15 protein-coding genes and 1 pseudogene are annotated in these 22,428 nt (G+C 45.0%); 14 read left to right on the top strand and 2 right to left on the bottom strand.

The window, feature by feature from the left end:
* The 13 genes and pseudogenes from B5D40_RS11995 to B5D40_RS12055 form a co-directional block, all read left to right on the top strand.
* A pseudogene (locus B5D40_RS11995) lies at positions 1 to 649 on the top strand (hypothetical protein); the annotation flags it as partial.
* 1,018 nt (positions 650 to 1,667) lie between these two features.
* Positions 1,668 to 1,844 carry a hypothetical protein gene (locus tag B5D40_RS15725; RefSeq protein WP_158222094.1) on the top strand — a complete coding sequence of 59 codons (177 nt, stop codon included), beginning with the start codon at positions 1,668 to 1,670 and terminating at the stop codon, positions 1,842 to 1,844.
* A gap of 49 nt (positions 1,845 to 1,893) precedes the next feature.
* Complete coding sequence (gene cps2T / locus B5D40_RS12005; RefSeq protein WP_078777105.1) at positions 1,894 to 3,270, top strand: beta 1-4 rhamnosyltransferase Cps2T; 1,377 nt, start codon at positions 1,894 to 1,896, stop codon at positions 3,268 to 3,270.
* Positions 3,271 to 3,276: 6 nt separating this feature from the next.
* Positions 3,277 to 4,614: a glycosyltransferase gene (locus tag B5D40_RS12010; protein ID WP_078777093.1), complete on the top strand. Its 1,338-nt coding sequence runs from the start codon at positions 3,277 to 3,279 to the stop codon at positions 4,612 to 4,614.
* Between the two features lie 2 nt (positions 4,615 to 4,616).
* Positions 4,617 to 5,315: an acyltransferase gene (locus B5D40_RS12015; protein ID WP_078777094.1), complete on the top strand. Its 699-nt coding sequence runs from the start codon at positions 4,617 to 4,619 to the stop codon at positions 5,313 to 5,315.
* A gap of 2 nt (positions 5,316 to 5,317) precedes the next feature.
* On the top strand, positions 5,318 to 6,451 hold the full coding sequence (locus tag B5D40_RS12020; RefSeq protein ID WP_078777095.1) for a glycosyltransferase: 1,134 nt from the start codon (positions 5,318 to 5,320) through the stop codon (positions 6,449 to 6,451).
* A 313-nt stretch (positions 6,452 to 6,764) separates the two neighbouring features.
* Positions 6,765 to 7,541 (top strand): hypothetical protein, encoded by a 777-nt coding sequence (locus B5D40_RS12025; protein ID WP_143394388.1) that lies wholly within the window; start codon positions 6,765 to 6,767, stop codon positions 7,539 to 7,541.
* The gene (locus tag B5D40_RS12030; protein WP_078777097.1) at positions 7,516 to 8,556 is read left to right on the top strand and encodes a glycosyltransferase; all 1,041 of its coding nucleotides are present in this window, start codon (positions 7,516 to 7,518) and stop codon (positions 8,554 to 8,556) included. Before B5D40_RS12025 ends, B5D40_RS12030 begins: the two co-directional genes overlap by 26 nt.
* A 10-nt stretch (positions 8,557 to 8,566) precedes the next feature.
* The gene (locus tag B5D40_RS12035; protein ID WP_078777098.1) at positions 8,567 to 9,610 is read left to right on the top strand and encodes a polysaccharide pyruvyl transferase family protein; all 1,044 of its coding nucleotides are present in this window, start codon (positions 8,567 to 8,569) and stop codon (positions 9,608 to 9,610) included.
* Positions 9,611 to 9,620: 10 nt separating this feature from the next.
* Entirely contained in the window at positions 9,621 to 11,156 is a 1,536-nt protein-coding gene (locus B5D40_RS12040) for an oligosaccharide flippase family protein (protein WP_078777099.1), read from the top strand.
* A gap of 690 nt (positions 11,157 to 11,846) precedes the next feature.
* Positions 11,847 to 12,956: a phosphoethanolamine transferase gene (locus tag B5D40_RS12045; RefSeq protein ID WP_158222095.1), complete on the top strand. Its 1,110-nt coding sequence runs from the start codon at positions 11,847 to 11,849 to the stop codon at positions 12,954 to 12,956.
* 98 nt (positions 12,957 to 13,054) lie between these two features.
* Positions 13,055 to 14,644 (top strand): ATP-binding protein, encoded by a 1,590-nt coding sequence (locus B5D40_RS12050; protein ID WP_078777101.1) that lies wholly within the window; start codon positions 13,055 to 13,057, stop codon positions 14,642 to 14,644.
* A 17-nt stretch (positions 14,645 to 14,661) separates the two neighbouring features.
* Complete coding sequence (locus B5D40_RS12055; RefSeq protein ID WP_143394391.1) at positions 14,662 to 15,888, top strand: Coenzyme F420 hydrogenase/dehydrogenase, beta subunit C-terminal domain; 1,227 nt, start codon at positions 14,662 to 14,664, stop codon at positions 15,886 to 15,888.
* Positions 15,889 to 16,022: 134 nt separating this feature from the next.
* On the opposite strand, the gene B5D40_RS12060 is transcribed toward B5D40_RS12055, so the two are convergent.
* On the bottom strand, positions 16,023 to 19,817 hold the full coding sequence (locus B5D40_RS12060) for a transglutaminase domain-containing protein (RefSeq protein WP_078777103.1): 3,795 nt from the start codon (positions 19,815 to 19,817) through the stop codon (positions 16,023 to 16,025).
* 129 nt (positions 19,818 to 19,946) lie between these two features.
* Between B5D40_RS12060 and gap the strand changes: the two genes are divergently transcribed.
* Positions 19,947 to 20,948, top strand: a complete 1,002-nt coding sequence (gap, locus tag B5D40_RS12065; RefSeq protein WP_073304933.1) for a type I glyceraldehyde-3-phosphate dehydrogenase — start codon at positions 19,947 to 19,949, stop codon at positions 20,946 to 20,948.
* Positions 20,949 to 21,019: 71 nt separating this feature from the next.
* Here gap and B5D40_RS12070 read toward each other — a convergent pair whose 3' ends face one another.
* Complete coding sequence (locus tag B5D40_RS12070; RefSeq protein ID WP_078777104.1) at positions 21,020 to 21,895, bottom strand: DMT family transporter; 876 nt, start codon at positions 21,893 to 21,895, stop codon at positions 21,020 to 21,022.
* Between the last annotated feature and the right edge of the window lie 533 nt (positions 21,896 to 22,428).

The following is a 22,428-nucleotide window of genomic DNA, read 5'->3' on the forward strand; positions in this document are numbered from 1 at the left end:
GAGGAACATCCCGACCGTCGCCATCGTCTTCTACAACGGCAGGGAAAGCTGGAATCTGGAAAATAAAACGATGTTCCCGAACTATCCGAAATACTACCAGAACATCGGATTGCCGTTCAGGCTTGAACTCGTCGATATCGGAAACGCCCTCGATTCGGAGGAAATCGGGAAACTCTCCCCGAAAATCGCGCTCGCCCTCGTCGCGATGAAATACGTGTTCCACAGCGAGGCGATGCACGCGCACTTGCAAACGGCCATCCGAACGCTCAAGGAACTCCCCCGAGAAGAAGCGGAAAGCTTCATCACGGAAACATTTATATATTTGAAGGCATTGATCCCCTCGGAGGAAAAGGAGGAACTCAAAATGGACTTCATCAAGACATCCGAAGCCTACGGCTACGAGACCATCGCCGAAGCCGAAGAAAAGGCCCTCGCCGCAAAATACGAGGAAGGAAGAAGCGAAGGACGGGAGGAAGGCGTCGGAATCGGCATGGAAAGGGGACGGGAAGAGGGCATCGAAATCGGTGTTGAAAAAGGCAGGTATGCAGAACGGCGGGAAATGGCTAAAGCTCTTAAAAATAATGGAGCGTCTCTAGACCTCATCGCGAATGTTTCTGGCCTTTCCGAAGAAGAAATCCGAAATTTGTAACTCATATTTTTAAGACTTAAGCCTCGCTTTATGCGGGGCTTTTTTTGCAACACATCTCATTAGTGGAGCCGAACCCCCTCACGAATAGACAGAGAGTTTCCTTACGCAGACTTCTGGCAACCTCTAAAAATTCATTTTCAAAAAATCGCTTGTCTTAGAATTGCTAGTTGTCAGTTTTTCTTCCCGTTATTTCGAGGAGGGGGCAAAACGGCCATGCGGCAATTTTTTTCTGCAATAAAAATTGCTCCGCTACGCTTGGAATGATTGGTCTCTTTTCATTTCTGGCGTCCTTCGATAAACTCAGGGACCGGTTGTCGAACTATGGTTGGTGTGCTTCGACGAACTCAGCAACCGCCGGTCGAATCATGGTTGGCGCGCTCTCCCGGTTCCCTTTCCAGAGCGAAGAGACAAAACGGAAAGATGCCGTTTTTCCGAGATTTCAAAAAGGGGGACTTTTAATTCGCATTAAACGCTTGGAACGAATCCCTTTAAAATCGCAGCGATTGTCGCCCTGAACATTGCGAAACAAGACAGGTTTGCCGATAAAAATTGTTCCATCGTTTTTCGCAACAAGGCAAACATAAGGAATCATAAAGAAGCATAAGCAAGCACAACGGCCTCAGGTCTCGGATTACGAGCCGTCAGCATCCTCAATATCACGCTCTTCAAAGTAACGGATAAATTCGTTTCCATCGCCCCGTAAATTTTATTTTTCCGAAAATCCGTTTCCTACCGTAAATTTTTCTTGCAATCTTCCGTTCCTTTTGAAAATTCCGGGAGATATTTTAAATGGCGGATTGAATCCTCGTATGGAGGAAGCCCGAAAGAATGGAGTCAAACCTTTCGACGGGCGACGGATTCATTCCAGAGGAGTGCCGCCGCGCTCCTCTTTTTTGTTCCCAAGTATGCGGAACTGCCAATCATGCAGCGTCCATTCTTTCTCGCCAGAAGCTCCGGCATCCTTGATTTACCGTTATGAGCGCCGAAAGCGACTTTAGGGCCCTAAAATTTTAGGACGATGGTTCGAACAGACTGCGTATGCGAGTCGGCGGGTTGCACAAAAGCTCTCCTGATTTCCCAGCACGATCCGATTCAGAAATTCCCGAATCAAAAGCCTCCCCAAAAAATCAACATCGACTCTATTTTTGGCCAAAAAAACGTTCATTTCATCTATTTTGCTGGCAAAAATTCTTGACACTCTTGCATTTATTTTTATCTTTTTTGGCACTTCAAAAACTTATCTTATGATTTCATGTGCGAAAAACAAGCTAGGGCAAATCAAGACGACCGCAGTTCGGCGCGAACTGCGGGAACGGGAATTTTCACACCTGATTTTACGGGAGCTTTTAAGGCGGTTCGCGGTTTTGCCGAAGATCCGGGAAGGAGGGGTCCCCGTCGTGGAAATTAACGGAAAAGAAGTCCGCGCATTGGCGAGAAACAAAAAGAATCCGAACTACGCCTCCGCCAAAAAGCAAGTCTTCATCATCGGCAGCAAGGGAATTCCGGCGGCCTACGGCGGGTTTGAAACTTTCGTCGAAAAACTGACCGAATTCCAAAAAAGCGAAAACATCCGTTATCACGTGGCGAGAATGGGAGAGGACGACTGCCGATACGAATACAACGAAGCAAAATGCTTCAACGTGAAAGTCCCCGACATCGGCCCGGCAAAAGCGATCCTGTATGACGTACTCGCACTAAAGCGCTGCATCGACTACTGCAACGCCCGGTCGGCCATAAAGAATCCGATTTTCTACGTACTCGCCTGCCGCATCGGGCCTTTTATCGGCCACTTCAAACGGCAAATCCAAAAACTCGGCGGGACGCTCTATATAAACCCCGACGGCCACGAATGGCTGCGGAGCAAATGGTGCGCTCCTGTGCGTTGGTATTGGAAATATTCCGAACGACTGATGGTGAAGCATGCGGACTTGCTGATTTGCGACAGCAAAAATATCGAAAAATACATCCAGAACGATTACGCCCGCTACAACCCCAGAACCACCTTTATCGCCTACGGTGCGGACATAAATCCATCGAAACTCGCCGACGACGATTCAAAATTTCAGGAATATCTGCAGGAGAAGCAGCTTTCCCCAAAGGAATACTACTTGGTTGTCGGACGCTTTGTCCCGGAAAACAATTTTGAGACGATGATCCGGGAATTCATGCGGAGCAAGACCGGCAAAAGCTTCGCCCTCGTCACCAACGTGAACGACGCATTCTTGAACGAACTCAAAAAGAAGACGGGCTTCCATAAAGATCCGAGAATTAAGTTCGTGGGCACCGTTTACGACCAGGAACTTTTGAAGAAAATCCGGGAACAGGCCTACGGATATTTTCACGGGCACGAAGTCGGCGGGACGAACCCTTCGCTCCTCGAGGCGCTGGCTAGCACAGATCTGAACCTGCTTCTGGATGTGGGATTCAACCAGGAAGTGGCTGGCAACGCGGCGCTGTATTGGAACAAGACCCCGGGCAATCTCGCCAAGGCGATTGAAACAGCGGATTCCCTAACCGAAAGCGAAATTAACTCCTTGGCTAACTCCAGCTCCGAACGCATTACAAAGGCGTATAGTTGGGATAAAATTGTCAGCGATTACGAACGGGTGTGGTTGAGGTAGGGTGAGATGAGAATTCTGCATTATTTCTTAGGCTTCCCTCCTTACCGAAGTGGCGGACTCACCAAATTCGCTTTCGATTTAATGCAAGGTCAGGTCGACAAAGGTCATGAAGTATCCGCTCTTTGGCCCGGACAAATAAACTTTTTTTTCAAAGGCGTTAAAATCCGGCAAAAAAAATCAATTAGAGGAATTTCTAATTATGAACTCGTAAATCCCTCGCCCGTCCCCTTGTTGGATGGAATAAGAGATGCACAGGCGTTTACAGTCCGAAAAGATTCGAATTTTTTTTTGAGTTTCTTACAAGAAATCAAGCCGCAAGTAATACATATCCACACCTTGATGGGACTTCCAAAAGAATTTCTAGAAGCGGCAAAGGAATTGGAAATTCGGACAGTTTTTACAAGTCATGACTATTTCGGACTTTGTCCAAGGGCGACTTTTTTTAGAGACAATAAATTTTGTGTCGAAGATAATCACTGCAAAAATTGCGTTTCTTGCAATGCACACGCGCTCTCTACAAAAAAAATAGTGCTGCTGCAATCGCCATTATATCGACTTTTAAAAGATTCCTGGCTCATAAAAAAATTGCGCACCTACCATAAAGCCGACATTTCACGAAAACAACAAGACAGCGCAAAAATAAAAATTCGACTGAATTCAAATAAACACGCTGACGATTACCTAAAATTGCGCTTGTACTATCTGCAAATGTTTTCACTTATTGACGTCTTTCATTTTAACTCGACATTGACTGAATCCATTTACAAGAAGTATCTTCGACCAAGAACCTCTAAAGTCATTTCAATTACGCATAAAAACATCAAGGATAACAGGCATTTAGCCTTAGATAAAAAAGCTTCTGCAAATTTACGATTAACATATCTTGGAGGGATTGTAAGTTATAAAGGCTTTTTTGTCTTAAAGCAGGCTCTCGATGAACTATGGGAAAGTGGGTTCAAAAATTTTGAGCTGCATTTATTTGGCCACATCCACAAACCAGCCCCTTACATGAAGTGTGAAGGTGAAAAATACAGTTACGGAGAACTGGAAAATATTTTTAAAAATACGGATGTTCTGATAGTACCAAGCCTTTGTCCTGAAACCTTTGGATTTACAGTCCTGGAAGCCTTAAGTTATGGAGTCCCGGTAATTGTAAGCGAAAATGTGGGTGCGAAGGATATTGTAAAAGACGCTGGTTTGATTGTAAAAGCGGATTCTGTTGATGAATTAAAGACTGCGATATTAACGATGTTAAAAAGTTTGAAAAAATTCCATCCTGAAAATTGTGAAATAAAAAGTTGGGACTCCTTTTTGCAGGAAATGGAAAATTTATACAGAATCTAAATATGAAAAACACACTCCTTAAATTTTTATTGAAATTGGCCGGGAAACCAAATTTGCAATTGAACAAGCAAATTGATTTTATGTATTTGTTGGGTGTCTGCCAAAAATATGGTTTTATGCTTTTACGAGGAAAATTTACAGCTCTAGGACATTCAAAAATTTCGAATTCAATTTTTGTTGGGAAAAATGTTTCTTTAATCTCCAAAAGAAATATGACATTGGGAAAAAGAGTAAAGTTACATGATAATGTTAAAATAGATGCTCTTTCTACAGAAGGAGTGAATCTTGGAAATGATGTGATTATAGGCAGAAACACCTGCATTGAATGTACAGGGAGTTTAGAATTTATCGGGAAAGGAGTAAAGATCGGCGACAGAACGTCTTTCGGAAATGATTGTTTTTTTGGTGCAGCAGGGGGAATCTCGATTGGCAAAGATGTTATAGCAGGACAATACATAAGATTTCATTCTGAAAATCACAACTATACGGATTTGAACAAATTAATTAGGACTCAAGGAGTAACACATAAGGGTATTAAAATCGGAGATAATTGCTGGATTGGCGCGGGCGCTGTATTCCTTGATGGGAGTGGCTGTGGAAATGGCTGCGTAATTGCCGCCAATACCGTAGTTACAAAATATTTTCCGGATAATTGTGTAATTGCAGGAGTCCCCAGCAAAATAATTAAACGAAGAGAATAAACATGAAACTTCTTTATTTAAGAAATGGTCCATACAAGCCTCAAATAAATCATTATAATATGCAAGAAATTGGTTTTTGCAAAGCATTTTCTGATTATGGTTGGGATTGTGATATTCTGTATTATTCTGACAGCAATAAAAACGAACTTTATTTTACAAATACAAGCACTCACACGAATATAAATATTTTTTGGCAAAAAGGCCTAAAATTTCTTCGAACAGGCATATATCCATTGATTTTAAAAAAGGATTTTCTTAATCAGTATGACTTAATTATCACGACAGAATATAGTCAAATAATGACATTGCTTGTTTCTTTTTTTCACAAAAAAGTTTTTCTTTACACTGGACCTTACTATAATTTATTCAAGATTCCTTTAGCGGTTTTTTTTTATGATCTGTTGTTTACCAGGCTTATAAATTCTAGAATAAATCATATTTTTTGCAAATCTCAGCTAGCGTTAGAGTATTTATCAAAAAAAGGTTATTCCAAACTTTCTGTACTAGGAGTAGGTTTCGACCCTTCAAAATACGAAGGAATAGAAATATCAGATTCAACAAAACTTATACAAAATTTTCTTATAGAAAATAAATGTCTACTGTTTGTCGGTTCATTAGATGATAGGAAAAATTTTCCATTCCTATTAAAAATATTTAACTCAATAAAAAAATTAGACTTGGGGAAAGAATTCAAATTAGTTTTAATCGGCAAAGGGAAAAATTCATATTTACAAAAAAAAATGCAAAACGTGCCGTTACATATAAAAAACGATATTTTACACATTAAACAAATCGAAAATAGCCAATTAAAATTTGTATATCCTTTTGCTAAATGCCTTTTATTGCCTTCTAAAAAAGAAATTTTCGGGATGGTTCTGCTTGAAGCAATGTTTTTTGGATGCGTTCCCATAACCACAAAAAATGGAGGAAGTACAACACTTATTGAAAATGGAGAGAATGGCTTTATTGTAGATTCTTTTGATGAAAAAGAATGGATAGAAATCATTAACAACATTCTAAACAACGAGCAACAACGTTCTTACCTATCTAAGCAAGCTAAAGTAACAATACAAAAAAAATTTTTTTGGAGTTCTTTGGCAAAAAAAGTGTTAATGGAATATGATAAAATTCAATAATTATTCTCCTTTAATATTTTCTATCCTAATCTGTTCTTATGGGATGTCAACAGCATCTATTGCATCCACGGAAAATTTTGTTTATAACGCATTTCTTGCAATCATTATAACCATCTACTTTTTTTTAAGACTCGCAAGAAATCAAATTTTTAACAAAAATATTTTAGTACTTCTTTTTCTTTCTCTTATCCCATTAATGATCACATCTCGAATGAATCTAGCATCGCTATTTTTAATGATAACTTTAGTTCTGTTAAAAAATAAAATATTTCATTCAAACGAACGTAGAACGTATTTACTAATTTCACTCTGTTTGTTGGTACTCGTGTTTTTTGCAAATCATTTCTTCGACTTTAACGCAGCCTATTCTAAAGAAATTTTTAATCCTCGTGAAGAAAAGTTCATATACCGGGAAGCATTAGGATTTACCCACCCTAACCAAGCCATGCTAAAAGCGTTAGGAATCTCTCTTATCATTTTGTTGGGTTGCACAAGAAGAAATGTTGTTCGTTATTCTGTGTTCACATTGATTTTTATTTTTATCCTTTATTACTTTACTGAATCTAGAACAGTCCCTTTTGTAATTCTTATCACGTCATGTTTTTTAGTTTTATTTAGAAAAAAACTGGACGAAGATGTTCCCATTTTTTTAAAAAAAATAGTTTCATTATATCCACTAATGTTTTTAGCATTAACTCTCATTTCTATGAATCTTTCACAAAATGTTTTTCTAAACCTTCTCTTTTCAGGAAGATTGGGGTTTTATCACACAGCATTCGCTTCTTATGGATTGACATTATTCGGTAATCCTGTCATAGAAAAAAGCAGCACCATCGTCGTGGATTCGTCCTATTTAAATACATTACTGTCCAAAGGAGTTCTGTTCTTTTTTTGCTACGCTTTAATTTACAAATGCGCAACAAATTTGACTATAATGACCTACAAAAAAGCGATTTTGACGACATCATTTTTCATGTGCGCATTTACAGAAACCATGTTCTTTAAATTTGACCTAATGTTTGCGCTGCTATTAATTCTTTTTTATGATAAAAGGTGTGAAAATTATGAAAAAAATTTTAATCTTTCCTGAACCTAAAATGATGAAAGGAAATTTTTATTTACTTCATCTATCTAAAATTTTAGCGAACAAATATCAAATTCTTGATTCTTCGAAGTCTTATTTCAAAAATTTGCTAATTTGCGATTTCATTCTTTTAAATTGGTTCGAATCAATAAAAAACCAGCCTTTACTTTTGATAAAAAGACTATTTTTTCTTTTTTTTGCCTTTTGCTCTAGGAAAAAAATAGTTTGGACTCTCCATAACAAAATTCCTCATGAAGGACGTTGTCTTTATTCTCAAATAGTAATTTTTTTATTGCTCAGATTTTCTTGGAAAATACACATCCTTTGCAAAGAATCTTACAAACTTTCATTTTTGAAAGGTTTTGAAACAAAATGTGTTCTGATTCCCCATGGAGATTATTTTGGAGATTTTAAATCCAATGGATTAAATCTTCATGACAAATATAAATTACACATTAATTCAAAAATAATTCTATTTACAGGAGCAATAAAGCCATATAAGAACATTGAATTGTTGATATCGGCCTTTAACAGTTCATCACTAGCAAAATATGGGTTTACATTATTAATTCGAGGAAACTGCCTGAACAATGAATATTCAAACAGAATAAAAAATCTTTCTGAAAAAAAAGAGTGTGTTATTTTTGATCCAACATTTATCCCAACCAATGAAATGTATGACTATCTAGATCAATCTATTTGTCTTGTTGCGCCATACAATAACAAATCAACGCTGAATTCCGGAACTTTATGGATGGCGCTTTCCTATAAAAAAACAATAATCATTCCGGAAATAGGCTCCATAAAAGATATCCCAGAATTTAACTCTATTCTTTATACATACACATATCAAACAGAAGACGAACATGAAAAACGTCTAAAAGAAGTTTTTATTCGGCTGAAAGAAGACATTTTTAAATCTGCGGATTGCTTATTGAAAAAAGGGGGGAGTGGATTCAAATATATGGAAAAAAATTCGTGGGAAAAACAAAAAGAAAATTGGATCAACTTATTTTCTTAGTACAAATTTTATGAAAGCATCGCTCACTATTACTTTTGCAAACAATGCTAATTATGGAGCTTTTTTACAGGCTTACTCCTTACAAAATTTAATAGGGAGGAAAAACGACATTGCAAATGAAAAGCCTTTACTAAAACATTTAGTTTCATATCAACGAAGAAAAAAATTTAAGTTATTGTGGCGAATTTTAGCAGGATATCGTTTATTCTTTAGAAAGACAGCTCTTCATGAAATTTACAGATTGAGAATAAAAGAACAATCAATTTTCCTTTGTAAAAATATAAATCAAAAATATTCCATTTTCATCGCCGGTTCCGACCAAATTTGGAATCCCAACTTCATCTCCGAACGAGAAGAGATTTACTTCCTCGACTTTGCCCCGCCCACCGCCAAACGCATTTCTTACGCGGCATCGCTAGGCATGAAGCAATGGCCAAAAGATTTCGAACAACGCGTTCTCCCCATGCTTCAAAAGTTCAACGCCATCAGCGTCCGGGAAGAATCTTCCGTTCCGTATCTCACTTCCCTCGGCCTGAAAAATGTGGTCTGTGTTTGTGATCCCACGATTCTCCATAATGGCGATTTTTACCGCAGGGAATTTCCCGGCGCGAAAATCCCGAAAGGTGAATACACTTTCGTCTATAAAATCCGCGAGCGGATTCCGGAAGCCGTCCAGCAGATTTTGCCCAAAAACACGGTAACCGTCGATTTGCAGAAAAAGCGGGCCATCGTTTCCGTGACCGATTGGCTCGGACTTATCGATAACGCGAAATTCGTGGTGACGGATTCCTTCCATTGTGCCGTCTTCTGCTTGCTATTTCACAAACCGTTCATCGTGCTTCCGAATAATTCCACGCAGCAAGGTATGAACGAACGTTTCGCCACACTTCTCGGCAAAACTGGTTTGGAATACAGGTGCGTTGGAACAAATGATTCCTCTGCAGAAATCTCCTCCAAACTCAACCAATCCGTGGATTGGGAGAAAATAGAATCTATATTACAAGAATGGCGGAACTATTCGGCGAATTGGCTGAAGAACGCGCTGGAATCCTAATTAAGAACGTATGATTGTGAATTCAAACAAATCCCAACTTAAACTCGGCGCGCTACTCTCCTACGCATCGCTTGCGCTGAACAATCTCGTGGGACTTTTATATACGCCGTTCATGCTCCGCATAATGGGCAAGTCGGAATACGGGCTCTATTCCATCGTCGCTTCCGTCATCGCCTACCTGACGATTCTGGATTTGGGATTCGGCAACGCCTTCGTCCGCTATACGGCAAAGTACCGCGCAGAAAACAAGCAGGAAGAACAATACAAAATGTTCGGCACATTCTTTCTGCTGTATTGCGGCATCGGCCTTGTCGCTCTTTGCATCGGAGGAGTCCTCTATGGGAATGCCTCCCACATATTCGGATCCGCCATGACCGCCGTGGAACTATCCCGCGTCAAGGTGATGCTTCTCCTGATGACATTCAACCTCGCCGTCACATTCCCGTTTAGTTTATTCGGATCCATTATTGTCGCTTACGAACGTTTCGTTTTCCAGAAAGTCATAGCGATTTTGCGCATCCTCTTGAACACGGCAACGATGATCGTCCTGCTGAATTTCGGTTACAAGGCAATTGCAATGGTCGTCGTGACAACCGTTTTCAACCTGCTGACATTGGGATCGAATTTCTGGTACTGCAAGAGTCTCCTGAAAATAAAACTGAAGTTCGGGCGTTTCGAGTGGGGATTTCTGAAGGAAGTTTCGATTTATTCGTTCTGGATTTTCCTGAACGCCATCATGGATAGAATCTATTGGAGCACGGGGCAATTTGTACTGGGGGCATTTGCCGGTCCCGCGGTCGTCGCGGTCTTTGCGGTGGCGATTCAATTGGAACACATGTATATGTCCTTTTCCACGGCAATCAGCGGCCTTTTTCTGCCGAAAGTCACGGCGATGGTCGTCAAGAATGAAGATTCCCGGGCGATTTCCAATTTATTCGTCAAAATCGGGCGTGTGCAATATTGCGTGATGCTTCTCGTGCTTTCCGGATTTTTCCTGTTCGGTAGGCAATTCATTTCGCTGTGGGCAGGTTCCGGCTACGAGGACGCCTATACAATCGCTATGCTTTTCTTTGTGCCGCTGACCGTTCCGCTGATCCAGAATTTGGGAATCACCATTCTCCAGGCGCGCAACCAGATGAAATTCCGCAGCCTGCTCTATCTCGGAATTTCCATTCTGAGCCTAGCCGCACAAATTCCGCTGGCGAAATATTACGGCGGTATCGGGTGCGCAGTGGCGATTTCCTGCGCACTGATTCTCGGACAAATCATCGTGATGAACATTTATTACCAGGTCAAGCAGGGAATCGATATTTTGCATTTCTGGAAAGAGATTTTGAAAATGTCCATAGCCCCCGGCGCACTGGCAGTCGCTTGCTATTTTGTTTTGCAAAATATTCCGCTGGATTCCGTGTTGAAACTGGCAATAGGAATTGTCGTTTATTTGGCAGTGTATTTGCCGCTTTTCTATATTTTTTCGATGAACAATTACGAACGCGAGCTGATTGTCGGCCCCATAAAAAATATTATCAGGAGATCTTTCAAATGAACCCGACCCGTATTTTCGAATCCTTGCTGACGCCTGTAAAAAAATTTCCCACATCGTTTTTCTTTCTATCGTTTATTTTGTGGCTTCCGGAAATTTTTGCCGTCGACACAATCCATTTGTTGAAAAATATCGTGCGGGGGGGGGGGGGGCAACTATTTCTACTGTACGGCATGGCTATACCTGTTTTGCCTTCTTGCCTACGGCCTTGGCCGGAAAAATGAAAAACTAGGCAGTTTCTTTATCGCCGTTCTTCACATCCTCTGCTATTTCATCTTTTTTACGGAATGCTTTTTATTCGCCTTTTTTGACTCCCATATCAACGCCAATATTCTGCAAGTCATAGAAGAAACCAATCGGCGAGAATCCTCCGAATTTTTGCAGACCTATTTGCTTACCGCCAAATTTTTCGGCATCTGCCTATTCACCTTCACCTTGGCGGGATTGGAGTTCGCCCTACACCAAGTCTTTAAGAAACGGATTTTTAAATTTTCGAAAAAACTGGACAGGATTTTGGCAGTCTGTCTTCTTATCAGTTTTGCAATCTTGGTCTACAACAGCTCATTTTTTTCGCTCGAATTTAGGGAGGATTGGAAAAAGGTCGAAAAAAAATTTATCACGCTAAAACACACAACTATTTTCAACTGGTACGAGTCCTTTTCCCAATACCTTCAAGAAAGAAATTCATTTCTATTGTCGGCCAAAGTAAACGAAAACATTCACGCCAGTGCCGTGTCCAGTCATCCCCAAAATATAATCGTCATCATCGGGGAATCTTTTATCAAGCATCATTCCAGTTTATACGGCTACCATCTAGAAACCAACCCCAAACTAGCGTCCCTTGAAAACCTTTATGTTTTTGACAATGTAATATCCCCGATCAACGCCACTTCGGACGCGTTCAAAAATTTCCTCTCGCTGTCCAGCATAGATGAGCAAAAAGAATGGTACGATTCGCCACTTTTCCCAGCCGTCTTCAAGGCCGCCGGCTATAATGTGATTTTTTTCAGCAACCAGTTTGTAAAAGCCGCCCAAATGTCCACCCACGACGCTTCTTGCGGATTTTTCAATCATCCGTCTTTATCGCTCAATCTTTTCAATCATAGGAATTCAGAGAAATACGAATTTGATGAAAATCTGCTGGATTTTTACAAATCGGTCAGAAATGAAATCGAATCCGATTCTCTCAACTTGATTCTATTGCATTTGTATGGCCAACATGTGAGATATTCAGGCCGGTTTCCGAAAGAGAGGGAGCATTTTAAGATTGCGGATTATGCAAACCGTACGGAACTCTCCGAATCCGAAAAGCAAGAGGTCGCCGACTACGACAACGCCACATTATACAATGACTCCATCGTCTATGAAATCATCACGATGTACGATTCAACAAATGCAGTCGTCGTCTATTTTTCGGATCACGGCGACGAAGTGAACGATTACAGGCCGCACATAGGCCGCTCTCGAAATCTGGATGTTATCGGCGCTCCAGGTTTGCATTGCCAATTGGACATTCCCTTTTTAATTCACATTTCTCCTTCCTATAAGCATCTCCATCCCGGTGCTGCCGAACGGATAAACGCAGCAGTTCACAAGCCTTTCATTATAGACGATCTGCCTCATGTTTTAATGGATTTAGCGAAAATAAATTATGATTTATATCAACCTCAACGCAGTCTGGTCAATTCGATGTTTAACGAAAACCGTAAAAGAATCGTTCGTCCGCTGGCGTCTCAACAAATTGACTATGATTCCGTCTGTACAAAATACGGCAAGTGGAAAATGGGATATGAACGAAAATAAAACACCTGCAATAATTAGTTCCACTCGCTGCCCGCTGACAACTTATAGCGTCATTTTCACTATAATTGCAACCCCTCCCATTTTATTATATTACAATTATGGCTTTGAAAAGATTCCCCATCGGTGTGCAGGACTTCGCACAAATATGCGAAAACAGCTACTTCTATGTGGACAAGACGGATCTTGTCTATAAGTTAACCCATACAAGTCAATATTATTTTCTCTCCCGTCCGCGCCGATTCGGCAAGTCGCTCCTGGTGAGCACGTTGCAGTGCTACTTCGAAGGCCGCAAGGAACTTTTTGCAGGACTCGCCATGGAGCGTCTGGAAACCGAATGGAAAAAGCACCCGGTTTTCAAGCTGAGTTTCGCCGGGAACAAGTTCACGAGCCTCAAAGCCCTGCAGTTTACGCTGAACTCCATGCTCGCCGAATTCGAGAGAACTTACGGAGTCCAGAACAGAAACGAGTTCGAATGGGGGCCGCGACTTGGAGAAATTCTCAAGGCGGCCTATGAATCCACCGGCATGCAGCCCGTGGTCCTAGTGGACGAATACGACGCGCCGCTCCTGGACTCCATGGAAAATCCGGAGCTCCAGCTCACGCTCAAGAACGAGATGCGGAAACTCTTCAGCCCCCTCAAGGACCTGGGCGGCATTCTCCGCTTCGTCTTCCTTACGGGCATCAGCAAGTTCAGCCAGCTGTCGATTTTTAGCGAGCTCAACAACCTGAAAGTCATCACCATGAACGATGAGTACGCGGCCATCTGCGGCATCACCAAGAAAGAGGTATTCACGCAGCTTGTCCCCGAAATCCAGGCCCTGGCCGACAAAAACAGCATGACTTACGACGACGCCTGCGAAGCCCTGAAGCAAAAATACGACGGCTACCATTTTTCAGAAAATTCACCGGACGTATTCAATCCCTTCAGCCTCATCAACTCCCTTAGCGACGGAAAGCTTGCCAACTACTGGTTCGCCACCGGCACGCCCACGATTTTGACCAAACTCATGAGCCGATACAAGGTGGACCCGCAGCCCTTCGACGACGGATTCGACGCCACGCTCGACATGTTCGACGCGCCCACCGAAACGGCCACGAACCCAATTCCCATGCTGTACCAGAGCGGCTACCTGACGATCAAGAAGTTCAAGCGAGGTGAGCGCTATGTCCTCGGATTCCCCAATGACGAAGTGCGGCTGGGATTTCTGAAAGCGCTGATGCCTTACTACGCCAAGGACGACGTGGTGCAAAACGACACGTTCCTGATGAAACTAGCCGACACCCTGGAAGAAGGAAAAATTGACGATGCCATGGGCCAGATAAAAGCCTTCATCAGCAGCATTCCTTACAACACGACGAAACAGAACGAGAATTACTATCGCGCCCTGTTCTTCCTGATTTTCAAACTCTGTACTCCCTATGTGGTGCGCACCGAGGAATGCAGTGCGGCGGGCCGTGCGGATGCCGTGGTGGAAACAGCCGACAGCGTTTATGTCTTCGAATTCAAATTGGACGGTAACGGAACCGCAGAAGACGCCCTCGCGCAAATCGATTCCAAAGGCTACCTGATCCCTTATACGGCAACCCTTGCCACAGATGGCAACCCGAAGAAGCTATACAAAATCGGGGCCAGCTTCGATGCAGAAAAACGCACCGTGGGCCAGTGGATTATCCGGGAAGAGCAATAAAAACAAGGGAAAACTCCATGCAAATAGAAAGTCTTAAATCCTGTTCCGGCTGCGCCGCATGCGCCAATGCCTGCCCGAAATCCGCCATTTCAATGGTTCCGAACTCCGAAGGTTTTCTTTACCCGAAAATCCATTCGGATATTTGCATCCAGTGCGGGCTTTGCGACAAGACGTGTCCTGTGCTGCACGCAAAATCCGGCGACGAATCCATCCAATCCGCCGAAGAAAATTTTACCGTCCGCGCTTCCTTTGCTGCTCAAGCCATCGACGAAAACATCCGCCTGAAAAGTTCCTCGGGAGGCATCTTCACGTGCTTGGCAGAAAAAATCATTGCCGAAGGCGGTGTTATTTTTGGCGCGGCATTCGACAGCGATTTAAAACTTTCACACCGTTCAGTCGAGACCTCCGAGAGTCTGGAAGCCCTTCGCGGTTCCAAGTATTTGCAAAGCGAAATCGGGAATTCCTACCAGGATGTTCGTCGCTTTTTAAAGGAAGGCAAAAAAGTTCTTTTTTCGGGAACACCATGCCAAGTGGGCGGCTTAAAAGCTTTTCTAAAAAAGGATTTCGAAAATCTATTCACCGTAGATGTGGTTTGTCACGGAGTTCCCTCCCCTGCCCTATTCGAAAAATACGTTCAGGAACATTCTCACGGGGCGCAAGGCCGCCCCGTGAAAACAGCTTTCAGACGGAAGGATGACGGCTGGAAGCTGTTTTCGCTTTCATTTGCGTACGCAAACGAAAGCGAATACAGGCAAACCTTGGACAAAGACAAATATATGCAGCTCTTTTTAAAAGATCACGGTTTGCGTGAAGGCTGTTACCAGTGCAAATTTCGCGGAGACAACCATGTTGCAGACATTACCCTCGCCGATTTCTGGGGAATCGGGAACATCCTTCCCGAAATGGACGACGACAAGGGAACTTCGCTGGTCATCGTGCAAACGGAAAAGGGCGCGAAGTTTTTCGATTCCTGCAAAGATTCTTTCTTATCCGCTCCCGTCAATATGCGGGAAGCGGTGAAATACAATCCCTCCTATTTCACTTGCAAAAAGCGAAGTCCGTTGCGCAACAAGTTCTATGAAGATTTTGAAAATTCCTCCATCGATTTTCTTTTCCGCCGTTTCGGGAAAAGCTCTTTGAAGCAACGAACAAAACGCTTTGTCAAGCGTGGGGTAAAAAAGGCGCTCCAAACGTTTCTTGGGAAAAAGGGATTGGAGCAACTGAAAAAGAAAATGCGGGGATAGCGGATTTCAATAGCCAGAAACCAGAATAAAAAATATCTTCAGAAATCCATATTTTATCCGACAAAGGCCGCCGCTTCTCCCAACAATCAACGGACCTCTGTCCACTTCCCCACTTCCAGCATCGAATTTTCAGCCTACTTCACGACAATTTCCGGCGATGTCGCGTCCAAAAGATAATTCCACTCTTCGCGAATCCGCTCGTATTCCGAAGGATCCGCATAAATCGCAAAAGTCATCCACTTGTAGCCACCATCCGTTTTTTCAAAATTCACATACTCCGTTTTCCGGGAAAAGCGCGGAGCTTCCGAAACTTCCAGAGAGCCGTCGGCAGAAACATCCAAAGTGCTTTCAAATTCCGTTTCATGCGGCATCCGAATCGGCAGATAGCGGGTGCGAACCTTCGGCAGGTGCATAATAGAACGCTCCCAGACATTCGGGTAACGCCCACGAACGCCGTCCGAACTTTTTCCAAAATAATTTTTCGAAGCAAAGGTGATGACGAGTTTCAACGGATTGTTGAAATCCGCCACGTTTTCCGCTCGCACTCGTGAAATCGAAACGTCGGGAATCCGCTGGGCAATCAAATCCTGAATCAGGACTTCCATCTCTTTGGCGTCCTTCCCGTAAAGCTGATTGCGGAGCACGCTGGCGAATTTTCCCGTCATGCAAAGGGAGTCCCGAAATTCTGCCGATCCGTCCGCGGAAATGTGCAAGCGATGCCCCAAAAACACCTGGTGTTCCTTCTCGTTTTCCAGAACCGGCGTCACGGCGACATAACTGGATTCGGCATCGATGACCAGCGCCACTTTTCCTTCCATGTCCAGCGGTATCGGGCGATCGTTGCCTCCTTTGTCCGAAGGATCCACCCACATTTCTGGATGCTTGTCCCCTTTGGGAATATACAGCATCATGTGATTGAATTGCTGAATCGAAGGCAGCGTTTCAAACCCCGCTTCCGAGAGATGAATCGCCACGAGTTTGCTCGGCACTCCTATCGCCGCAAGCATTTCTTTCAAAAGCAGGCTCTGGTCTTTGCAATCGCCGCGCCGTTCCCGCAAGGTCGTTTCCGCCAGTTGGGGAATCAGGGAATGCCCACCAAAGCGCACGTCCCGGTAGCGGATATTTTCACGGACATAACGGACTTCGGCAAGTATCGCCTCTTCGCCCAGCCGACTTCCTTTCACTTCAAAAGCCTTTTCCCGCACGGGAATCGAATTTTTGAACTGGTGCCGAATCAGGTTTTCATATTCCCGCCCGACATCTTGCCAAGTGCGCTTTCCCGTCAATTCAAATCCCGCGCCGTAATCCCGATACACAGGCATATAAGGTTCATGCCGCTTCACCACAGGATCGTCGATAGTCCATTCTTCACCATCCGCATCGTAACGGGTAGAAAGCGGGCCGTATTCTTCGGTCACAAAGCGAGCCGTGTCCGCATAAATTTTAAAGGACGTTTTTTGAACGGGAACCTCTTCGCTGGCTTCAAAGCTCACAAAGGGAATCACGCCGTAATTGGCGACGCTCGTCCGCGAGACCTGCACAAAAATAAAATCGCCTGGCGAAAGTTTTTCCAGCGGGAAGTGCGCTGTCTGCATTTCGTTGCTCTGCCCCAATTCCGTCGCATAAGTAATGTAAGCGCCGGAGAGCGGAATTTTCGCTTTCCATTTCATTGAGGAATCGTAGATTTCCAGAGCGTTCACATAGATGCGGTCAAAGCCGGGAAGGAAATCGAATGCGAGTTCGGAATAAATGCCGACCCCGCGCGTATCCAAAATTTCAATCAGCTGCTGCCGTGTCCGCACCCAAGCTTTGTCCTTGTCCGCCCGGAGCGCTTCGCGGGAATAGTGCACGACCGCCGGGAAGCCGTCCGCCTTTGCCTTTTCTGCGTAATCCTTGTTCACCAGTGCGGCCAACGCCATCGGGCGCATTTCCACCGGATCGATTTTCTTTTGCAAAATCCGATTGTCGGCTTTCCCCAAAAACGCCTTGGACGCCGAGAGGAAACTCCGGACGCTTTCGTCGTCCGGGCGCATGACCTGCGCATGGGAAAGCGATTTCTCGGCCTGCGCGTAATTGCGGGAATAGAACTGCACCTTTCCACGCAACGCCCACACCCGGTAATCCGAAGCACCCAACGGAAGAACTTCTTCGCTGACCGCCAACGCTTCGGAATAACGTCCCAAGAAAACCAGCGCATCCATCAACGTCAGCCCCAAATCGACGCTCATGCCAAATTTTTTCTTGGTCGTGTAAAGGATTTCGACCGCTTCGGCATACAGATCCATGCCCATATAGGTTTTCGCTAGATAGACTCCCAGTCTTGAAGAAGGCTGCTTGTCGTAAAGATTCTGCACGACCGAGAGCGACTGCGTACGCTGTCCAAGCCCCCACAAGGCATCGGAAAGGTTGATGACGTATTCCGGATTGTTCGGCGTGTAGCGCAGCGCCATTTCCGCATAACGTCTGGCTTCCCCGTAATCCATCATCGCTTCGTACATTTCGCCCAGAATGGAGAGCAGCCGTCCATTTTGGCGGACCAATTCCATTTCGCTCAAAAAATGATTGACTCCGGGCGCATACAGTTCCTTCATCTGATAGACAAAGCCGCAGTTCAACAGATAGAGCGGTTCGGACGGATCCATCTTGTTCGCTTTTTCAAAATACGAAAGCGCGACTAGCGGCTGGTTTTCGGCAAGGCGCAAGAGTCCCACCTGATTGACCACCGCCGCCTGGAATTGCAGACTTTTTTCGTCCGAAAGCTCTTGCGGTTTTTCGCCCAGAACGATGCCATCTATCGCCCTGTTGAGCGCCGCCGCATATTTCTTGTAGAGCACGCCCTGCGCCCAGCCCGCTACCAAAATCCCCCGCCCGTTATCCCAGAAATATCTGCCGACATATTGAAAATCGTAGCCGCCGATGACCCGCGTACAAGTAAAATTCAGCGTAAACTTTTCCGCATTGCCGCCACGGACACGAGTCCTTTCCAGATTCGGGTCGTTCGGATCGAGCCCCAAGCGAATCAGCAGCACTTTTTCCAGATCCTGCGCGCTGATTTCATCGGGAGAGACGACCGTACCATACACAAAGAAGGCGGTTTCTTCCGTCCAGTTCGCCAGAACCAAATCCGGATCGCCGTTCTGGGCCGCCACTCCCGACCAGTTGTGCCACAGCGTATCGTTCACATGGAAGCGGTAGCCGAGCGATTTCGACTCGTAATCCGTCACCCTTTCCTTTGAAATCTCCTGTTCCGCCGTCGCCCGTTTTAAAGATTCGGCAATACGAAATTCCGCAAAGAAATTTTGCCATTCCTTTTTCAGGCCTTCCCGGCCAAGAGCGCTGTCCGCCGAAGAAAGCACCAAGAAAAACACGCGGTTTCCCGAGGCGAGCACAAACCCGTCGGCAGCCAAAGCCGATTCGGACGACCTTCCCGCGGTTTCAAAAAAAGCGCCTGTCATCGAAAGCTCTTCCTGCGGACGCACTTCGGCATAATCCGTCTTTTTATACGAAAGGCTGCGCCCCTGCATTTCCGCACGCGCCCTGTCCATCACATTCGGGGCTTCCCCCGCACCTAAAAGGATCTGCTGTATTTCTGCCCGAAGGCCCGCCTTTTCGTTGAAAAATTCCAAAGGAACCGACGCGTCCGTCGGATCGCTCACCAGTTCCCAATCTTCGGACGGCAGACGAAAGGAAAAGTCCGGCCTTGCAAAATCCATGATGCGATTTTCGACCGTCTTTTCAAATGTCGCGCCGCTCTGGGAAATTTTGCCCTTTCCCGAAACGGGCTTGGCCAAAGTCGATTTTCCGGACTCCGGAGTTTCCTCTCGAGGAATTTTTTGAACAGGGATGTCCGGGCGGCTTGCGCACGCAGACAAGGAAAGAACCCAAAAAAAGAGAACAACGGCCAACGCCGGCTTGATATTACGCATCATCCTGCCCTGTAAGGTATAAAAAAGCGAGTTATCCACCTCGCGACAAAAGCAAATTTTAGTAAATTTCCACCAGCTAAAGTCTCTCGGCTTTGAGAGATGGCAGATGAACAATAAACAAAGGATCCTAAAATGGCTCTTAAACTCGGTATCAATGGTTTCGGTCGTATCGGCCGTATGGTGTTCCGCGCTGCTGTGGAAAACTTCGCAAATGACATTCAGGTTGTCGGTATCAACGACCTTCTCGACCCGGATTATCTCGCTTACATGCTGAAGTACGATTCCGTTCATGGCCAGTTCAAGCACGACATCAAGGTCGATGGCAACTATATGATCGTCGATGGCAACAAGATTCAGATTTTCGCCGAAAAAGACCCCTCCAACATCACTTGGGGCGCTCTGGGCGTTGACGTTGTCGTCGAATCCACCGGCTTCTTCCTCACCGAAGAACTCGCTTCCGCTCACCTCAAGGCTGGTGCCAAGAAGGTCATCATGTCCGCTCCGTCCAAGGACGCGACTCCGATGTTCGTCTATGGCGTAAACCACCAGACCTACGCTGGCCAGAAGATCATCTCCAACGCTTCTTGCACCACCAACTGCCTCGCCCCGATTTCCAAGGTTCTGAACGACACCTTCGGCATCAAGCGCGGCCTGATGACCACCGTCCATGCTGCAACCGCTACCCAGAAGACCGTTGACGGTCCGTCCAAGAAGGACTGGCGCGGTGGCCGTGGCATCCTCGAAAACATCATCCCGTCCTCCACGGGTGCTGCAAAGGCTGTCGGCAAGGTTCTCCCGATGCTCAACGGCAAGCTCACCGGTATGTCCCTCCGCGTTCCTACCTCTGACGTTTCCTTCGTTGACCTCACCGCCGAACTCGAAAAGCCGGCTACTTACGAAGCTATCTGCGAAGCGATGAAGAAGGCTTCCGAAGGCGAACTCAAGGGCATCCTCGGTTACACCGACGAAGCTGTCGTCTCTACCGACTTCCGCAACGACGCTCACACTTCCATCTTCGACGTCAAGGCTGGCATCCAGCTCGACCCGACCTTCGTGAAGGTTTGCGCCTGGTACGACAACGAATGGGGCTACAGCAACAAGGTTTGCGAAATGGCCCGCGTGATCACCAAGTAATTAGCAACGCTAAATTCTTGAAAGAGACTCCGTGCAAACGGGGTCTTTTTTTGTACGGAAATAACGTAAAACTAAGTCCGCTTCTTTTTGAGGGAAACCAAAACGACGGAAGAAAGAATCAGAACGATTCCCACGAGAAGTCGCCACGAGAACTTTTCCCCAAAGACGAACACGCCGATGCACACGGCAGTCAAGGGTTCCAAAGCGCCCAGAATCGCCGTCGGCGTTGAACCGATGATTTTAAGCGACTTCACCGTCAAAACCAGGGACAGGAAAGTCGGCACGAATCCCAAAACCGCCGCCCAAAAAACGCCCATTCCATCGGGAAGCGGCTGCAAGGAATTTCCCGGCAAAAGCATCGAAAAAAGAAAGATAAATACGGCGCAACAGGAAAGCACATACAAATTCAGTTTCAAAGCACCTGTCGGCTTGGGCATCCGGGCGGCAACGATAATCGACACGGCATAAGAAATCGATGACAAAAGAACCAGAAGAATTCCCTTTACACTTAAAAAACCGCCGTCGCCGCGCGTCAAGAAGACGACTCCTGCAAAGGAAAGCGTAATAGCAAATCCGGTTTTTGCCGTCAATTTTTCACGAAAGAAAAAGTGCATCAAAATCGCGACCAGAATCGGATATACAAACAAAAGCGTCGAAGCGGTCCCTGCATCCATATACAAAAAAGAAGAAAACAGTGAAAAAGAGGATACCGCAAATAAAAATCCCAAGAATACTGCCGGCAAGATATTTTCCCGCGGAAAGCGCAAAGATTTTCGCATAACGCCCAACGCCAGCAGCACAAACAAAACGGCAAAAGCAAAACGGTAAAAAAGTACGGCAACGGGCGAAAGCCCCGCGGCATACAAATGGAGGGCTCCCAACGGATTCGTCCCATAACAAATCGCAGCCAATGCGCCATAAGCGACACCAAGATGATCTCTTTTCATTTCGCCGCCAAAAATAGCTAATCCGTTCCCTTTTAATAAAGCTACCGATAAAATTCCCTAGACGAATTTTTGAATGGGATTTATATACAAAACTCCACCCGATTTGCTTGGTTGGGGGTTAGCGACTAGTGATCAGTGATTAGTTGGTAGTTGGAACTGATAACTGAGTTTCCCCTTCTCGCTATGGCGCAATATCCAATTCCACCCCACAAAACCAAAACTTCCTACCACAAAGCGTGGCGGGGGATAGGGTGAAGGGAAAAGGGGCTGCCCATGAGTCTTAAGAGTTTTACTCTTTTAGACGAATTGTCCCTGGAAGGGAGCCTTTGCAAAAGCGTGCAAGGCGAATGTTGCGCCGCAAGCTTGCTTGCAGGCATTATCTTCGAGGAGACTAGTAGTATTCGTCATTGCGTACCCACCAAGGAGAAAATCAGTCATATTTGAAAGCGACCGTCATTGCGAAACCCGGAGGGGTGAAGCAATCCTTTCCCGCTGACAAGATTGCCACGTCGCTACGCTCCTCGCAACGACGA

The organism is Fibrobacter intestinalis (assembly GCF_900167415.1).
Taxonomy (GTDB): Bacteria; Fibrobacterota; Fibrobacteria; order Fibrobacterales; family Fibrobacteraceae; genus Hallerella; species Hallerella intestinalis.